Annotated in this window: 13 protein-coding genes; all 13 read right to left on the minus strand. The window is 50.1% G+C overall.

Going from position 1 to position 16,621, the window contains the following annotated elements; translation table 11 throughout:
- Positions 1 to 13 precede the first annotated feature (13 nt).
- On the minus strand, positions 14 to 1,474 hold the full coding sequence (locus tag GS398_RS18855; protein ID WP_160908381.1) for a hypothetical protein: 1,461 nt from the start codon (positions 1,472 to 1,474) through the stop codon (positions 14 to 16).
- A gap of 234 nt (positions 1,475 to 1,708) precedes the next feature.
- On the minus strand, positions 1,709 to 2,923 hold the full coding sequence (locus tag GS398_RS18860) for an MraY family glycosyltransferase (protein WP_369410278.1): 1,215 nt from the start codon (positions 2,921 to 2,923) through the stop codon (positions 1,709 to 1,711).
- A gap of 102 nt (positions 2,924 to 3,025) precedes the next feature.
- Positions 3,026 to 5,545, minus strand: coding sequence for an SLBB domain-containing protein (locus GS398_RS18865; protein ID WP_160908383.1), 2,520 nt, complete (start codon positions 5,543 to 5,545; stop codon positions 3,026 to 3,028).
- Between the two features lie 60 nt (positions 5,546 to 5,605).
- On the minus strand, positions 5,606 to 6,826 hold the full coding sequence (locus tag GS398_RS18870; protein ID WP_160908384.1) for an MraY family glycosyltransferase: 1,221 nt from the start codon (positions 6,824 to 6,826) through the stop codon (positions 5,606 to 5,608).
- 76 nt (positions 6,827 to 6,902) lie between these two features.
- Positions 6,903 to 8,585 carry a capsule assembly Wzi family protein gene (locus GS398_RS18875; protein WP_160908385.1) on the minus strand — a complete coding sequence of 561 codons (1,683 nt, stop codon included), beginning with the start codon at positions 8,583 to 8,585 and terminating at the stop codon, positions 6,903 to 6,905.
- 22 nt (positions 8,586 to 8,607) lie between these two features.
- Entirely contained in the window at positions 8,608 to 9,255 is a 648-nt protein-coding gene (locus GS398_RS18880; protein ID WP_160908386.1) for a hypothetical protein, read from the minus strand.
- Positions 9,256 to 9,275: 20 nt separating this feature from the next.
- Complete coding sequence (locus tag GS398_RS18885; protein ID WP_160908387.1) at positions 9,276 to 10,430, minus strand: glycosyltransferase family protein; 1,155 nt, start codon at positions 10,428 to 10,430, stop codon at positions 9,276 to 9,278.
- Positions 10,393 to 11,481, minus strand: a complete 1,089-nt coding sequence (locus GS398_RS18890) for a glycosyltransferase family 4 protein (protein ID WP_160908388.1) — start codon at positions 11,479 to 11,481, stop codon at positions 10,393 to 10,395. Before GS398_RS18890 ends, GS398_RS18885 begins: the two co-directional genes overlap by 38 nt.
- Positions 11,478 to 12,446, minus strand: coding sequence for a glycosyltransferase family 2 protein (locus tag GS398_RS18895; RefSeq protein ID WP_160908389.1), 969 nt, complete (start codon positions 12,444 to 12,446; stop codon positions 11,478 to 11,480). Before GS398_RS18895 ends, GS398_RS18890 begins: the two co-directional genes overlap by 4 nt.
- Complete coding sequence (locus GS398_RS18900; protein WP_160908390.1) at positions 12,446 to 13,516, minus strand: EpsG family protein; 1,071 nt, start codon at positions 13,514 to 13,516, stop codon at positions 12,446 to 12,448. Before GS398_RS18900 ends, GS398_RS18895 begins: the two co-directional genes overlap by 1 nt.
- 8 nt (positions 13,517 to 13,524) lie before the next feature.
- Entirely contained in the window at positions 13,525 to 14,604 is a 1,080-nt protein-coding gene (locus GS398_RS18905; RefSeq protein ID WP_160908391.1) for a glycosyltransferase family protein, read from the minus strand.
- On the minus strand, positions 14,597 to 15,751 hold the full coding sequence (gene wecB / locus GS398_RS18910) for a non-hydrolyzing UDP-N-acetylglucosamine 2-epimerase (RefSeq protein WP_369410279.1): 1,155 nt from the start codon (positions 15,749 to 15,751) through the stop codon (positions 14,597 to 14,599). Before wecB ends, GS398_RS18905 begins: the two co-directional genes overlap by 8 nt.
- Positions 15,718 to 16,611 (minus strand): glycosyltransferase family 2 protein, encoded by an 894-nt coding sequence (locus GS398_RS18915; protein ID WP_160908392.1) that lies wholly within the window; start codon positions 16,609 to 16,611, stop codon positions 15,718 to 15,720. Before GS398_RS18915 ends, wecB begins: the two co-directional genes overlap by 34 nt.
- Between the last annotated feature and the right edge of the window lie 10 nt (positions 16,612 to 16,621).

A 16,621-nucleotide genomic window follows, 5' to 3' on the forward strand; every position in this document is an offset into this window, starting at 1 on the left:
GAAGGGAATGCTATTAAAAATCAAAATATAAATTCCGGAAGGAACTTTTCACGCCGATGGTATACAGGGCAGCCTCGTTTTTCCCAAGCCGATTTCGTTCACTCCTCAGGGTCAACCCGCCTTCGAGACGCAGGTTAATACGCGGATTCATCATCCAGGCAAGTTTGAGATCGCCATAGTACAGGCGGGTGTTAATGCCCTGGCCGGTATCGTTGCCATACTCCAGTGTCCTGGTAACATATGATTTAAGGATATCACCCCCGTAGTTGGCGTTCGCCGGATCGATCCCATAGCTGGCGTAGATCATTTGTCCCCGCACCTGGAAAGCCCTGTACTGGTAACTCATTATGCCAAGCACCTCTTTAAAGTTGGCTCCATAAGGATGTGCCAGCGGTTCGTTATAATTGCCGAAGTTCTGCAGGCTGGATCGCGCGGAATAGGTGTACGGGCGTGCTGTATTAAACTCGGCCGCCACGTTCAACTTAGGCACTTTAAAGAAATCGTTCGCTTTTATCCCGAGCTGCACGCCGTACTTATTTGCCCACCAGCCGCTGTTCGAAAACAGCTCTTTGAGACGGAACTCATCCAGCGCCAGTTGCCCGTAGGCGCTGATGCTATTGGTAACGTTATACTTAAGGTTGAACCCGATGAGCGCATTATCCGGCGAGCCGAGGTTAAACTCTACAGGACGCAAAAAAGCAAACGGGTTAAGATAGTTTACATCAAACCCGCGTTTAGAGGTACTATCGGCATCCTGCCAGATCACCGCATCAAAAAACCCGGCGGAGAACTTCCTGGAGAGATTCCAGTCGAGGTAGTGAAATACGCCCCATTTGCGCCTGAAGCCATTATCGTAAGAGAACTGCGGCGCCGAAGGATCCTGGAACTGCGCCCACATGCTCATGTAGCGAACATTATCCAGGGTGAGGTTGATCTTCAGAAACGGGTAATTAGTGCTCACGTCAGACAGCAGCATGGAGCGGTATCCATCGCCTATAAAGTTCTTGTCCTGGCCGAACATCACGTTCAAAAACTTATTTGGCGTGTACGAAAGGTACCCGCCGGCAATGGGGTAATCGAAGTTTTTAGAATCGTTGTATACATCCACCTGGAAGTTAGCCGGCCTTCCTTGCCCGGGAACGACTTTTGTTTCCTGGATATGCCGGCTTATATATTCCGGGAAAAGCGACTGTGTTTCGTAGAGATACGAGTAGATATAGACTTTTTTACCGATATCCAGCTGAACCTGGAATCCACGGGAGTTGGTCCATACAGACCGATCGTTAGCGACATCCTTACCGGTAAAAATAGAAGGCATCACATCCGCGGTGACCGAAAAATCCGGGCGCCTGAATTCCAGGAGATGCTCGTCGAAAAGCTTTCGCATGAACCAGGATGAGTGCAGTTTTTTTCCCACCATAGAGACGGAATCGGCTTTTTTCCTGATTGAGTCCTCCAGGAAATAAGGTTTCATTGAGGTATGGAGCCGCGTGGAACGGTCCTTTGCATATTGCTCCAATCCTGAATAATAGGTGTAATCGTAGGGAGCGACAAAAGCCTGCGATCGGGCTGCAGGTGAATAAAGAACACAGATCAGTAAACAGGAAAGCGCTAGACGAAAATATCCCGGCATAAATTTTTTTCCTTAAAAGTACAACTAAATACGCTTTAAGCGGGAAGGGCTCCCTCGATCCCAATGGTATTCTGGTTAATTGCGAAAGACCTGGCTGATCACTTTATTTGCAAAGCTCTTATCGGCTGCCGTCAAATTAGGTGCAGCCGCTTTTTTACCGGGCTGCAATTCATCCAGCAAATCTTGTCCCGGTTCAAAATTCTTCTCCGGGAGAAGCTGCAGGGCCTCTTCGCCAACCACCTTCTTGGTACCCGTGAGGTATAGGGTAAAGCCCGTATTTAGCACCAATATGGCTAATACTAAGGTAATTATAAGCTGGTTATCTCCAATATACTGCAGAAACGCACTTGCGGCGATCATTCCGGCAGAGATTACGGAAAGCGTTAGCGTAACTTGTGTATGTGACATGCCCGCTTCCAGCAATTTATGATGCAAGTGATTGCGGTCAGCCTTAAATGGCGAGGTATTATTCAGTACTCTGAGCGTAAACACGCGGACGGTATCGAACAAAGGCACCATTAAAACCGATAAAACAAGTGCATAGCCCGACTTGAACCTGATATCGCCCGCTTCCACAGGCTGCTGTAGGGTTAGCTCGATAAAATGAATGCTCATTACCGCAGCGAAGAACCCGATGAGCAGGGATCCCGAATCACCCATAAATATCCGTGCCGGTGCAATATTAAACACCAGGAACCCCGCAATAGCCCCGGCAAACGACAGAGAAAGATACACCCAGCCTGTATCGCCCGCCTGGTAAAACAAAAATGCATATGTTAACGACATGATCAGTCCGATGCAGCCAGCCAACCCGTCTACACCGTCTATCAGGTTAAATGAATTGACAATGCCTACGATCGCAAAAATAGTGAGGCTAATGCTGAACGGGTAAGTAAGCTCGTAAAGCCCCATAATACCGTTCAGGTTCACAAAGCGGATATCGCCGGCCACGGCGATGATGGCAGCGGCGATAAACTGGCCGATAAATTTCTTGAAAGGCGTTAACCCAGCGATATCATCTTTGAGTCCTAGCATGAATAAGATTCCTCCGCACGCCAAGATCTGATTAATGTGAGGCAGCATCGAAGAATGAATAAACAACTGCTGCGTAAACATAAAGCCGGAAAAGATAGCGATCCCTCCCAGGTTAGGAATTACCCTCGTATGCACTTTACGTGACTCTGACGGCACATCGAATAAACGCTTTTGAATGGCCACCCTGATAATGGAAGGCACAAAAATGAATGATAAGATAAACCCAAAAATAAACACAATGTAGATACCCGCCATATTAAATTTCCTTCAAGATTCGCACAGGAATTAGATTAATTGCAGGTTTAACACTCAGAGACGCCTTTTGTTCTGCGCCGCTGCAGGCGACGCAGAATTTTACTATTTAGAAAGATTCATAATCCCGAGCACAATAGCGCCTAACGATGCTATGCCCGAGGTAATCCCTACCAATTCGGCAACGGATACCGCTTTTCTTTCTTCTTTTTGCGGCACGAAAATTACGGCGCCGGGCTTTACCGCCGGGTAATTCGTAAAGAAAAAGATCTTGCTTGTGCTTTTTACCGAGCCATTAGCATACCTGATAAAGGAGTGGCGCTTTTTGGCCTTTTGCGTAAAGCCGCCGGCGTTTGAGATATAATCTCTAAAGCCTTTGGATTTTGCAAAGATCACGGTGTTGGGCGAAAGCACCTCGCCATTAACGGTAACTGTTTGGAGCTGCTTGGGAACGTTGAGGATATCGCCGTCTTCCAGGAAGATATCTTCTTTTGAGCCCGGCTGCTTCATGATCTTTGCCAGGTTAATTCCCACGAAATTGTTAATGTCTTCGGCGGGGAGGTCGAGCGTAGCTGCATTATTTACGCGTTTCTGCAAACGCTCAAATTGTTTGATCCGTTGTTTAGAGTCGTTTACGGGATCAATGGTATCTGTAGAATCCTGCTGCGGCTTGTTGGGGCCGGGACGCCGTAGCGACGCTCCTTCCACATAGGCGATGGCCGTTAAGCCGCCGGCACGCTGTATAAAATCAGAAATACGCTCGTCTTTTTTAGATATGGTATACAACCCGGTGTACAGCACCTCGCCGGTTACGCGCACTTGCTGCTGCTTCTCGTACCCTGCCGAAGCCCTCACGGTTACAATATCGAATGGTTGCAGGACAAACTTAGTTCCCTGCGCCTTCAGATCCAGGCTGATCGTGTGGTTATAAATATCGGCGGTTTTTGCGGATACCGATAGTACGTTACTGTTACTTACACGCCGGGCCACTTCTATGCGATTAGGCGTAGCGCCTTCCTTTAGGCCTCCGGCCTTAATGATCAGGTCTTCTACGGTCATCCCTTCGGCATAAGCTATCGTTCTCGGATTGCGTACCTCGCCGTCTATGGTCACTAAATATTCCTCTTTCAGGTCGAAGATCGAACTGATGGTCACTACATCTTCGCGTTTAAGCGGAATATCAGCGGCAGTACCTGCGAGTACCATACCAAGGTCAAAATCTATCAACTCTATCTGGTTATCATCCTTAAGGCGCGTAATAGAAGCACGGTTACGGAACGCATCTTCCCTTACTCCCTCAGCCTGCAAAATGAGTTGTTTCACGGTCAGGCCCGGCGTGAGCTCATAATCTCCGGCACGAAATACAGCACCTTCCACTTTTACGCGGTTTGCGTAGCGATTGAGGATACGGCTTACGAAAAATTTGTCGCCCGCTTCCGGTTTATAGGTTGCGAACTGGGACTCAGTAATATCCGCCAGCTTCCGCTCCGTAGCCGTATTTTTGAGCACTTTCACCCTTGCCCGGTAAGCGCTTTCGGTAAAACCACTGGTAAAGGAAAGCAGGTCGTTCAGGGATTCTCCCGGAAGCATTTCGAATATTCCGGGATGCTTTACCTCGCCTTCCACTTCAACCCGGTTTTTATAGGCCGGGAAACGGATTACATCCTGGTCCTGTAAACGGATATCGTTCTTTAGCTGCCCTGTAAGCAGGAAGCCATAGACATCAATCGTAGCGATCTTCTTGCCTGCACGGATCAGGTCGATCTCCCTGAAAGAGCCATTTTCTGTCGGGCCACCCGAAGAATAGAGTGCGTGGAATACGGTGGCAAGCGATGGAAAGGTATAGGTGCCCGGTTTTACCACCTCGCCCGTGAGGATCACCTTAATGCTCCTGATGTTCCCGACATTTACACTGACATTTGTATTGCCGGTACGGATTCCCGAATAAATGGTAGATAACCTGCTTTTGATCCTGCTTGTGGCAGCCTCAATGGTGATCCCGCTAACTTTCACCACGCCTACATAAGGTATGTTGATCGTCCCCTCCGGCGACACCTGGAGGTTGTAATTGGCTTCCGAATAGCCGTAAATATCGATCTGGATCTCGTCGTCGGTACCAACCACGTAATTCCTGGGGGTAGCCAGGCGGAGGTTGGGCTCGAACGTGAGCTTATTGGAGGTAAAGATCTCCGATCCGAAGATCCTCTTGCGGAAAGCTTCTTTTTCGCGCTGTTGTGCCGTAAGGCTGTCTTGTTGTACGCCCACCGAATCCATCCCGATCACGCGCCGGCCCGAAGAAGGTTGTCTTCCCTGGTTTGACGGGGTATTGCTTTTAATGGAGCCATCCCTTTTTAGTACCTCAATCCTGGCGATCAGCTTTTTTATTTCGGTAGAGGAGACTTTCATGCCCGCTTCGTTGGCCGCCTGCTGTAGCTGTACTTCGTCGAGCGGATCATAGCCGCGCGCTTCTGCCAACGTAATGAACTGTTTAACCTGGTCATCGGTCAGGTCGTCGACCCGCATATTGCTTATCGTCGATTTGTTAATTGTTTGAGCGAACGCAGGGGCGACAAAGAACAACGCAAGCACCGGCACGATCCATCCAAATATTTTTGTCAAACTCATAAGTTTCAATAGTAAATCCTGCAATAATACAAATTTACCGGGCCACATAGACCATGTCAATCAGTTACGATATATTTTTTTTATCACCTCGTCCGCGAAATCCTCGCGCGGCAAGCGGTTTCTCTGTTTCGGCGATCCCTTTCTTTTGCCTTTCGCCGAAGGGGGAGAAACGGTGTCGGCAGCGCTGAGCACCGCCTCAGGATCACGGGGGACGCTGGCCAGGTAGAGCGTAAAGCCCGTGTTCAACGAGAAAACGATCATCATAATAGTGGCGATCAACTGGTTATCTCCCACTTTTTGCAGGTAGAGGGTAAGGGCGACAAACCCGACGGTAATCAGGCAAAGTGTAATAGTTACTTGTAGGTGACTCATTCCTACAGCGAGCAAACGATGATGTAGGTGATTACGATCAGCCTTAAATGGCGACGTATTTGCCAGGATCCTGATGGTAAATACCCGAAGTGTATCGAAAAGCGGGATAATGAGGAGCGCCAGCACCAGCGCATGCGGCGATACCACCCGGATTGAGCCAAGCACAGGGGTGCCTTTGCCGGCAATATTTACAAAATGAATGCTCATGGTCACTACCAGGAAACCGATCAGCAGTGATCCCGAATCGCCCATAAAGATCCTCGCCGCCGGCATATTGTACAGGAGAAAACCGATGATCGAGCCGGCAGACGCCAATGCGAGATAACACCAGCCGGTTTCGCCGGCTTTGTAAAACAGGAAAGCGAACATAAACGTCATAACCACCCCAAGACAACCAGCTAACCCGTCTACCCCATCGATCAGGTTGAACGAGTTAACGATACCTACGATGGCAAAAACGCTGAGACTAATGCTGAAAGGATAGCTGAGCTGGTAAAGGCCCATGATCCCGTTAAGGTCAATAATCCTGATATCGCCGATGATGGCCACAATGGAGGCAGCAGCAAACTGTGCGATAAACTTTTTGAACGGGGTAAGCCCCACAATATCGTCCTTAAGGCCCAACATGAACAATAGCGTACCGCACATGAGGATCTGGTTGATACAAGGGATCATGCTGGCCCTGATAAACAACTGCTGGGTAAACATGAAACCTGCAAAGATCGCAATGCCCCCGAGATTGGGAATAATACGCTTATGTACCTTACGGGATTCTGTGGGTACGTCGAACAACCTTCTTTTATATGCAGTTTCTATAGCAACCGGCACGACGATAGCAGCGACAACAAAAGCCGAAAAAAAAATTCCAAGAAGATTAATCATGTTCATGTGCGTGATAAAGATAAGCATTACAGGCAATTTTATCACTTTTTTAATTAAGCATTTATCGTGCAGGGCGATATCTGCGGAATTGAAAATCAGCCGGTTAAAACCTGTAACTCACAGAAAATTTGGTGGTTAAATTGACCACATCACGCCCGGGGACCCAGAACACACCGGGTTGTTCCTTCAGGAAAAAGAAATAATTGAGCGATTTATTTCGCTGAAGCTCTCCCGTAAAAGCAAAATGGCCCCGAGTCAGCCCGAGCCTCAGGCTATAACTGATGTCGACCCACGACCGCCTCGCATCATAATATATATAATACATGAGGTCGTCATTATGAAGATAACGTTCGGCACGCAGTCCCACAAAGTTCAGCTTGCGGTGCCATGCAAGATCCAGTGACTGCAAGCTGCTGGCCGGGCCTGTTCCGGCTCCCAGCAATTGCCCCATGTGGGTATATCCTTGCCTGACTACCGAGTTTACGTACCAGCTTTCTCCCGGCTTACTAATATAATCGCCCGGCCCCATAAGCTGGGTAACTTCTGCGTTTACGGAAAGGTCGTCTACCGGCGTTAACGGGAAAAGCTTACGGATCCCGAGCACATACGCGCGCGAATGCCCGCCGGCCACGTCCAGCCTCGACATATCTGCGTAGTGATTGTTCATGCCATACTCGAGGTAAAATTCGCCGTTGGCACGCGGGAATAACCAACGCATGAAAAATGAAGCGTACTGATCAGATTTCCGGTCGTCCTCAAATGTAAACTTCCCGGGCTTGAATCTTTTGACAGGAAGCAGGAACGGCAGGTAATCGGCGGGATGGTCCAGGTCGCTGTGATATGCCTGGGATGTACGTGCATACCCGATAAAAAGCCCTTTTACCCACCTGGGTTGCCAGGTAAGCACCATGCCCGATAAATAACGCCATTCCGTATTTCGCGGACGGTAGATCGGCACCTCATATAAGGTTCTTGCACTATCTATGGGTGCAAACTTAGAATCGGCCAGTCTTCCGGCAATAAACTGGCCCTCAAAAGAGCCTGCGACTGTTTTTACAGGCTTTATCGTATTTAGGGTAATGTGGAAAAAACCCGGAGCCGTATTGCTCATTATAAGCGAGTTACGCATTCCAGGCCCCCACCAGAGATTCTCTGTCGACAGCCCCAGGGAGAAGTTATCCACATTTACCCGGAGACTGCTTTGACCCGGAAGCAGCCGCTGGTATGCCGACGTTCCAAACTGTTCGGGGAGGTCGATCACATTGTGGTAATAGTTGAAAAACAGGGCCCAATCTTCATCCGGGTACTCCGTGGGGAAACCCTCATACAGTTTGTTTTTGGCGGTGACAAGCTCCGGCTTTAAGGTGAGTGACAATGCCTTGTAGTTCAGGTGCACGCCCCAGGTAATTACAGACTGGAGGCCCTTCGCGGGAATCATGGCGCCGTCGTTCCAGCCGTAGGGCACTTTGGTTTGATTTTGCAGGCGAACTTCGAACGGAAGGATCCGGAGTAAACCGTTTCCCGAATCAAAGGCCCGGGTATCGTTTATACGGAGTTTTTTTTGTTGGCTGCTATCGGGATAAAACGGATTAGCCGAAAGAGAAAACGCCGCACCAGGGAGTAAAGGTCTTACCATAAAAGAAACCGCGCTGTCAAGCTCTCCTTTCAGCTGCGCACGCCGGTAGTAATCTTCCAGTTCCGGTGAGCTCACCGGGATGGGTTGAGCACGTAAAAGGCAAACAGGCAGAATAGAAAATACCAGGACCAGTAATACTCGGAACGTCATCAAAATATATTTAAAACTGCTATCAATTCGTTTCAATTGCCGTAATACTGATATTGTCAATAGACCAGCTCTCGTCACATGAAGGTGTCGGGCTATTGGGCTGCCTGAGCTTATCGAGGCATTCCAAATAAAGTGCAGCGCCCGAATGCTTTACCAGTTTTTTAACATCATACACCGAGCTCCCCATGGCTTCATGTTGCCAGATACAGGCACCGGCCAGGAGCACAGGCCGCGCGTTCGTTTTAGGAAGGCGAAATGCGGGATAATTATCAGGGTACGACTGTAAAAAATAGCTATTGGAGAAAGTCGTATTGATAAGGGTATCGCCGTCGACCTTCATTTGCCAGATATCCGGGCCATCTAAGCCCCCCTGGCTATTATTACCGTCCCAGCTATCGTGGATGTAGAGGTTAAAAGAGATTTCCACGAAATCATGAGAGGGAAGATCTTTCAGGTCCAAGGCAAACCCGCTGGCATTATACCGGCCCATATTGGTCCCCCCTCCATAAGAATAGAGATGCCCGTTTTGAATATTTGCCAGATTCCCGCTTTCAAAATCGTTCGCATACACGACCGTTTCTTTCCGTACGTCTTTTTTACAGGAAGGCAAACAAAGTGTCAGGGCCAGTAATACTGAGCAGTTAACACATAGGTTGATGATAAAGCGCATACATTCAAAAGTACGATTATTTACTGCAGTTTGATCCTTGTATAAATATCGTCCATTGCCCGTCGTTTTTCCAGCAACAAGTCCTCCGCAAGCTGCAACGCTTCCTGTTTCCTGCGGTTGATGGCTTCCCGGGTGAGGCTGTTAAACATCCCCGGTATCGAAGTACTGAAGTCTTCGCTTTGCGAAAGCAGCCAGCCGGCCTTTTTGGGCATCTGCCAATTGTCTGACTGTTCCGGTCCGAAATACACGAATGCTCCCCCCATACAAATGGAAGTAAGCACTTTGGAGGGTACGCACACATTTGCCCACGCTGGTTTTAGCGAGGCCAGGTGGATGTCGATCAGCCGCATTTCTTCGGCAGGCAGGAAAGGCAGTACAAAAACGCCGGGTTTGCCCTGTGCATAGTCGCGCAGTTTTTTTGCATGCACGCCATATGCCGAGAGCACCAGGTGATATTTCGAGTGATCAAGGCCGTCGATAATTGCGTACAGAAATTCCGGGGAGTGTGCTTCGCCGAGGTTCCCGCAATACCCAAGTATGATCTTATCGCGCGTGGCCCACACCGGCGGTGCAGTTACCGGCCCAGGCGCAGTGACAGACAGCACGCCCGCGGGAAGGATGGAGATACTTACCGGCGTTTTATACTTCATTTGAAGATATGCCGCCTGCACGCTCCCCAGCGCTATAATATGCCAGGGCGGCCGGTTGGCCACCAGCCGATCGATAAACCGGTACACGGGGTTGTTACCGGAAACAAGCCCGGCCGCCACAAACGCTTCGGGATAGAGGTCCATTGCCCATAAGATCCATTTCCGCCGTTGCAGCAGCAATGCCGCCCAGAAGTTCAGCAGTGGCGGATCTGTCATGCAAATGATCACACCAGCTTTCAGCCGTTTTGCTTTCCAGATCAGCAGAAATCCTTCAAATAGATTGGCAAACAGCCTGATCAGCTTATTTTTCCCGTTATAGAATGTGTTAACACGGATCACCTCGCCCGCCGGGGAAGCGGATACGGTTTTGCCCTCGTAAGGTGCATCAACATGCACTACGTTCACCGCAACCCCCTTCCCCGTTAAAAAAGCGGCCAGCTCCGCAGCGCACGCTCCCGTGATGCCGGGATGTGGCGGGTAGTTACGGTTAACGATGGTGACCGAATTTGCGTGTATGGATGTCATGGTAAAAATCGAGAGTTTGCGCCGCGCACGTATCCCAGGAGAATTTTGCTCCCTGGACAATACCTGCCGCTATCTTTGTGGCCCGGAAGGCCGGATCCTCCAGGCTCCTGATCGCTGCCGCTCCCGCGCTGATGTCAAGCGGATTTATGGTAATGGCGCTTTCACCCGCCACCTCCGGCAGCGACGAGCTATTGGAAACGATCACCGGGCAACCGCATTTCATCGCCTCCACCACCGGGATCCCGAACCCTTCGTATGAAGATGGGTAGAGCAGGCAAAACGCTTTGTTGTACAGCAAGCTAAGCTCATCATCAGAAAGATTTGTACGGGCATGATAGCGACCGGGCATTTGTACATTCAGCAGGAGCTTTTCAGCGGGCGATAGCGGCTTTCCCCCTGCTATTAATAAGTCATAGCCAGGCAGCAACGATACCATTTTAACTGCTTTCTCAAAGTTCTTGTAAGGGTCGCGGCCTCCTACGTATAGTACGTAACGGCCAGGAAGATGGTCCGTTGCCGGTATATTCGCGAGCTGCCGGTACGCAGCTCCCGCACCATTATGGATTACGGTTACCGTCGCCGGATCGATAAACGGATAAAAATACAGCAAATCTTTCCTGGTATTGGCTGATACGCAGATAAAGCCATCGGTACGTTTTACCACCAGCCGTTTAAAAAACAGGTGGATGGTACGCCGGTAACCTGTCCGCATATTACCCAGCTCGTAACCGAGGTCGTGCACCGTAGTGATGTTTACCACATCCCGCTGCAGGGCAACGCGCTGGTAGCTTGAATGGAACACGGATCCCGCCGGAAGTTTCGTCAGGAATGGCAGGAACCGGGTAAGAAAGATCGGCAACCGGAAGTCTTTCACGCCGGGGTAACTGAAAGCGCCCAGGTCATTTACACGGATATGGTACCTGGTGCCCGGGTAATTTACATAGTGAACGTCGGCTCTATGCTTCAGCCGCTGCATCAGTTCGAACCAGTATACAGAAATACCGCCGGACCGCTGTAGTGAAAAAATGATATTGTCGAAGAAAAGCTTCATGTGTTGCCGGTCCCCTTCCAACAGGTGATGAATAATAACACATTTTGCAGCATTGTTTTCCGCCAGATCCGGTGGCGTACGAGGAATCTCCACATAGGAAGGCCCCCGGTACCTGCCACACGAACAAACTCGCCGATAAGCGCCCGGCTTCCGGGATCCATGAGCCTCCCGAACCTGCTTACCACCAGCTCGCATTGAAGGCGTTTTTGCGCCATGTCGCGCTGCAGCTGCGAACTGTCGAATAACCGCGCTACCCGGGCTTTTATTCCGCTGTTGCGGAAGGGCGAGGTTACATTGGCTGCGTGCTGGCGGTATAAGATCGCTGATTCTGTCAGGTGAAGCGTACGTCCGCAGGAAGCGGCGACGAATGCGAGCCAATAATCATGGTTACTAAATGCGGCAGGAATAGCCTTTCCAAGCGATAGCAACGGCTGGTTGAACAGCATGGTGCAACCGTATACGGTATTTTGCACGAACAGGGATTTAAACAAGGCATCTGCCTTATTCCCGGGAGGCGACAGATCTACCCGCAGGGGTATCTTTTCCAGGTCTTGCGTAACATAGGTAAAATTGGAATACACCAGCAACGGCAATTTTGCTCCAAACTTACCCTCCAGCCGCTTCATTCCCGCCATAGCCGCGGCAATCTTACCGGGGAGCCACACATCATCCTGGTCGCAAAACATATAGTACCCGAAATGATCGCCGGCCGCATCCATCAATGCGGAGAAATTGGCGAGGCTCCCCTGCCGGGGGGATTCGTTCACGAGCAGTTTTATCCCTGGCGCGCGGGCGGCGTATTCGTGCACGATGGCCAGGCTTCCATCGGTCGAACCATCATCACGCACCCAAAGCTCCCACTGGGTGTAGGATTGGAGGAGGATACTGTCCAACTGCCCGCGGAGATATTTTTCGCCGTTGAAAACAGCCATCAGGATGGCTACCGGTGGATTTTCCGCTCGCATCACTTAAAATAGGGAAATAAGAACTCGTTGTAATACAGGTCGAACGTAAAGAAAGCGAGTGCAAACGCGATCACAGCCGCCATTGCCACATACTTTGGCCTTACGAGATATACCAGGAACGGCACCACGATCACCTGCACGATCTGCAGCACCTCGCTGAGGCGGAAGGCGGCGATCGGAATTGCAGAAAACAGTACAAAAAAACATGCCGACCAGCTGTAGATCTTTATCAACAGGAATGCGTATTTGTTATGTTCAGCCAGTACGTGTGACTTTATGATAAGGAACGTGCAAAGCGCCAGCTGTATAAGGAAGATGGTATTAAAAACGTTGATCGCGCTGCCGTCTCCCATCTGGAGCATCTGGTTGTAAACCGCGATCTTCTCCGAAATCAGCCCAAGGCTCATTGACTGGAGAATAGTAAGCGGGTTAATATTGAGGAAATAAAGCAGGTATGGCACATACAGCAGCAGCAGGTACGTTCTTTTATGAAGGCTTTGTCCGTCCAGGAAGTAAAAAGGCACGAAGATCAGGATGGAATAGTGGAAAAGTATCCCGATTAAAATAAACAATGCGAAACGCAGGTGATTACGCTGGTAGATCTCGGGAATACACAGCAGTACGCATCCCGACATTACGCCGGCGCGGATCTGCGTCATCTCGTGCAGGATAAAAAAGTGCCCGATATAAACCAGTACGGAGAGAAAAACCAGTTCGGTTAGCCGCTGGATCGCAAGAAATTTAAGGCCTACGCCGATCACCGCCACCACCAGGAACGTTAGCCAAACCTGTATGCCTAATGCCGCCAGGACCGAGGGCACCAGGTAATAAAACGGCTCGTAAAAATAATTGACCTTATATTCGGTGAAGTACTGGCCCGGGCTGCCAACCGATAAAAAATAATCGAGGTAATTAATGGAATCCCTGTCATTCCCCACTTTCTTAAAACCGGCTACCAGCACCAGCATCACCCCGATCACAAGCAGCGAATACACGGGCCGGATATCACCGGCCCTGGTGATCACAAATATTGTCAGGATCAAAAAGAAAAGCAGGTAGTAGAACAGCATATTCTCGGTCAGTTATCGTATGCAGGTTCGCCCGGGACCGCGCGTACCGCCTGTTTAAATCGTTCCTTGTCGTTTAATTTAAGCATCTCCGCGGCAATCTGCATATTTTTCGTGCTTTTTTTGAGGCTGAAATTACTGAAAGGATCTTTATACGATACGAAATCGTACCCTAAATCGTTAAAATCGCCGATGTCGGCAGATTTAACGATCGGGGTAATACCATAGTACAAATACTCGATCATTTTTGTAGGATTGGCCACACGGTTCACGGAGATGTCATCCCGAAGAATAAAGCCGTAGTGTGCTCTTGCGTAATACTGTTCCAGCTCAGCGGGCGTTACACTCAGGATGGTCACGTCGTTAGCTGTTAAACCCGCCGCCTTCGCCTGATGCTTCATGGCTTCCGGCTCACCGGTTAGCAGCAGGTAGGTAACGTGTTCCAGGCGATTATTCCTGATCGTTTGCAGCATCAACCCGATATTTTGCCAAACCTGCGTATTGCCACTATAGATCACCAGCACCCGCTCCTGCGCATTGCCAGTTAAAAGGGACTGGTTTGCGCCAGCAAGATTTTCGGGAACAATTGCATACTTCACATACCGCCCCTTAAACGCAGGGTATTTATCGCGGTAATACTGTTCCATTCGTTCGGTAACGCAGACCATCATCGCCACCCGGCGAAAGGCGGCCGCTTCCGCAAAGCTGTAAAACCACGATAACCATCTTTTGCCCTCCGCTTTTCTTTCTTCGGGCACAAGGCCGTGTAAGTCGAGTACTACCTTTTTATTTCCAGGCCGGCAAAACAACCCGACTTTCGCAAAATTGTACATCGCGTGGCAATACACCGTTTTCGCGTTAAAAAAGCAATACAGGATATAAGGCAGGCCTGTAAAAAAGTTGAGCGAGATAATGGTAAGGTGCGGGTTGGGTTGTTTTTTCTCCGGGAAAACGTGCGCAGTGAAGCTTATATCGAGGTAACGGCGGTTATCTTCTTCAAAAAGCTGGTCGACAGCTTTTACCCGCTGTACCATTCCGTCGCGGAGGTTCTTCTCGTGCGGATAGGGCGCTATAAACAACAGCTCAGCCATTTAGCGCCAGTATTTTGCGGACGATGGACGCACAGGCGGTACCATCTCCATAAGGGTTAATATTCTGGCTCATCCTCGCATATGCAACCGGGTCTGTCAGCAATAACGACGCTTCGGACACGATGGTATCTTCGTGCGCCCCTACCAGCTTTACGGTGCCGGCGTGCACCGCTTCGGGGCGTTCCGTGGTATTGCGCATCACGAGCACCGGTTTACCGAGTGACGGCGCCTCCTCCTGCACGCCGCCACTATCGGTAAGCAACAAGGTGCTTTTCTCCATCAGCCAGATAAATGCGGGGTATGCCAGCGGCGAAATGAGGGTTACGGTATCAATGCCCGTAAGCAGCGAGCGCACAGGCTGCTGCACGTTGGGGTTCAGGTGTACGGGATAGATTACCTGGACGTTTTCCATTTCCGCAATCCGGCGGATGGCGCGGCAGATCTGCAGGAAGCCATCGCCGAAATTTTCGCGGCGATGACCCGTTACCAGCACGATCTTCTTACCAGGCTGAATGAGGGATTTTAGTTCACGGATCTCGTCGTCTTCGTAACCCGCAATCTTTTTCCGCGCCCATAACAGGGCGTCGATCACTGTATTACCGGTTACGCAGATCTGTTGGGACGATATTCCCTCCGATAATAAATTCGCCGCAGCGGTGTTCGTGGGCGCAAAATGCAGGTCGGCAATGCGGGCGGTTAGCTGGCGGTTCACCTCTTCGGGAAACGGCGACCGCTTATTATAAGTACGCAGGCCGGCTTCGACATGGCAAACCCTGGCACCGGCATAAAAGGACGCCAACGCAGCCCCGGTAGAAGTGGAAGTATCCCCGTGCACGAACACATAATCCGGAGAAAAACTTTCGAGCACGGGTTTCATTCCTGTAATTACGGCAGCGGTAAGGTGGTAAAGGTCCTGACCGGGCTTCATCAGGTCGAGATCGTACGCCGGTGTGATCTCGAAAAAACGCAATACCTGGTCGAGCATTTCGCGGTGCTGGGCCGTAACACAAACACGGGTTTCGAACCGGGGATCTGCGGCAAACAGCTTTACCAGCGGAGCCATTTTGATGGCTTCCGGCCGGGTGCCAAACACAATAAGGATCTTCAACTCTTTCACGTTTTCGACAATATCTTCAATTTCTGCCACCAATTTTTATCACGGCCCAATATGCCCGACAGGCAATAGCTGGTGCCATAAAGTATTTTCATGACCGTGGCGCTAACCCTTCCGTAGCATTTTACAAAAAAGTGTTTCCGGCTGCGCATAAAAAGCGTCTCCTTTACCGGGTTAAACGCAGTCCCGGTTTGCTGCTGCGAAGCGCCTTCCAGGTGCACGATCTTTGCTTCGGGCACAATAAAGGATAACCATCGTTTCTTTTTAAAGCGGAACGAGAGTTCGGTCTCTTCAAAGTAAAGAAAAAAATCAGGGTCAAAAGTACCGGTTTCGGTTAATGCCTGCCGCCTGATGAACATGTCGGCGCCGGAAATATAATCTACGGGCCGGTCGGCAGGCGAGGTATTAACCACACCCGGACTAATATGTTGCCGGAAATATGATTTATAGAGCCGGTAAAATCCGAGGTACGAGAAGGCCTCCAGCAATGAAGGGAAATTGCCATAGGCGGCCTGCCCTTCGCCCCCGGGCTTAAACAAAGCGCCCCCGCAGCATCCGACCTGCTTGTTTTGGGGTAACTCCATAAAATGATAAAAGATCGCCGGGGCATTATTAAGAAGCCAGGTATCTGAATTGAGCAAGAAGAGATACTCCCCTGCAGCCTGTTCGATGCCGAGATTATTCGCCCTTCCGAAACCGAGATTTTCCTGGTTACGCAACAGTTTCACTTCCGGGAACGCATCGGTTATCTGCAGGCAAGAATCGCCGGCAGATGCATTGTCGACCACGATGATCTCGTACTCAAGGCCTGTGATCAGCTTTTTTACCGACCCGATACACTGGATGCAGAGACCGGCGGTATTATAATTGACGATGATAATGGAGACTTGCATGCAGTTAACC

This window comes from Hufsiella ginkgonis (genome assembly GCF_009834915.1).
In the GTDB taxonomy this organism is placed as follows: Bacteria; Bacteroidota; Bacteroidia; order Sphingobacteriales; family Sphingobacteriaceae; genus Hufsiella; species Hufsiella ginkgonis.

What these genes read in the sequence shown, in the direction of transcription:
- GS398_RS18855 (WP_160908381.1), bottom strand. Translation starts at nt 1,474, where the DNA reads ATGAAACCTTATTTCCTGGAGGACTCAATCAGGAAAAAAGCCGATTCC.
- GS398_RS18860 (WP_369410278.1), bottom strand. Translation starts at nt 2,923, where the DNA reads ATGGCGGGTATCTACATTGTGTTTATTTTTGGGTTTATCTTATCATTC.
- GS398_RS18865 (WP_160908383.1), bottom strand. Translation starts at nt 5,545, where the DNA reads ATGAGTTTGACAAAAATATTTGGATGGATCGTGCCGGTGCTTGCGTTG.
- GS398_RS18870 (WP_160908384.1), bottom strand. Translation starts at nt 6,826, where the DNA reads ATGCTTATCTTTATCACGCACATGAACATGATTAATCTTCTTGGAATT.
- GS398_RS18875 (WP_160908385.1), bottom strand. Translation starts at nt 8,585, where the DNA reads ATGACGTTCCGAGTATTACTGGTCCTGGTATTTTCTATTCTGCCTGTT.
- GS398_RS18880 (WP_160908386.1), bottom strand. Translation starts at nt 9,255, where the DNA reads ATGCGCTTTATCATCAACCTATGTGTTAACTGCTCAGTATTACTGGCC.
- GS398_RS18885 (WP_160908387.1), bottom strand. Translation starts at nt 10,430, where the DNA reads ATGACATCCATACACGCAAATTCGGTCACCATCGTTAACCGTAACTAC.
- GS398_RS18890 (WP_160908388.1), bottom strand. Translation starts at nt 11,481, where the DNA reads ATGAAGCTTTTCTTCGACAATATCATTTTTTCACTACAGCGGTCCGGC.
- GS398_RS18895 (WP_160908389.1), bottom strand. Translation starts at nt 12,446, where the DNA reads ATGCGAGCGGAAAATCCACCGGTAGCCATCCTGATGGCTGTTTTCAAC.
- GS398_RS18900 (WP_160908390.1), bottom strand. Translation starts at nt 13,516, where the DNA reads ATGCTGTTCTACTACCTGCTTTTCTTTTTGATCCTGACAATATTTGTG.
- GS398_RS18905 (WP_160908391.1), bottom strand. Translation starts at nt 14,604, where the DNA reads ATGGCTGAGCTGTTGTTTATAGCGCCCTATCCGCACGAGAAGAACCTC.
- GS398_RS18915 (WP_160908392.1), bottom strand. Translation starts at nt 16,611, where the DNA reads ATGCAAGTCTCCATTATCATCGTCAATTATAATACCGCCGGTCTCTGC.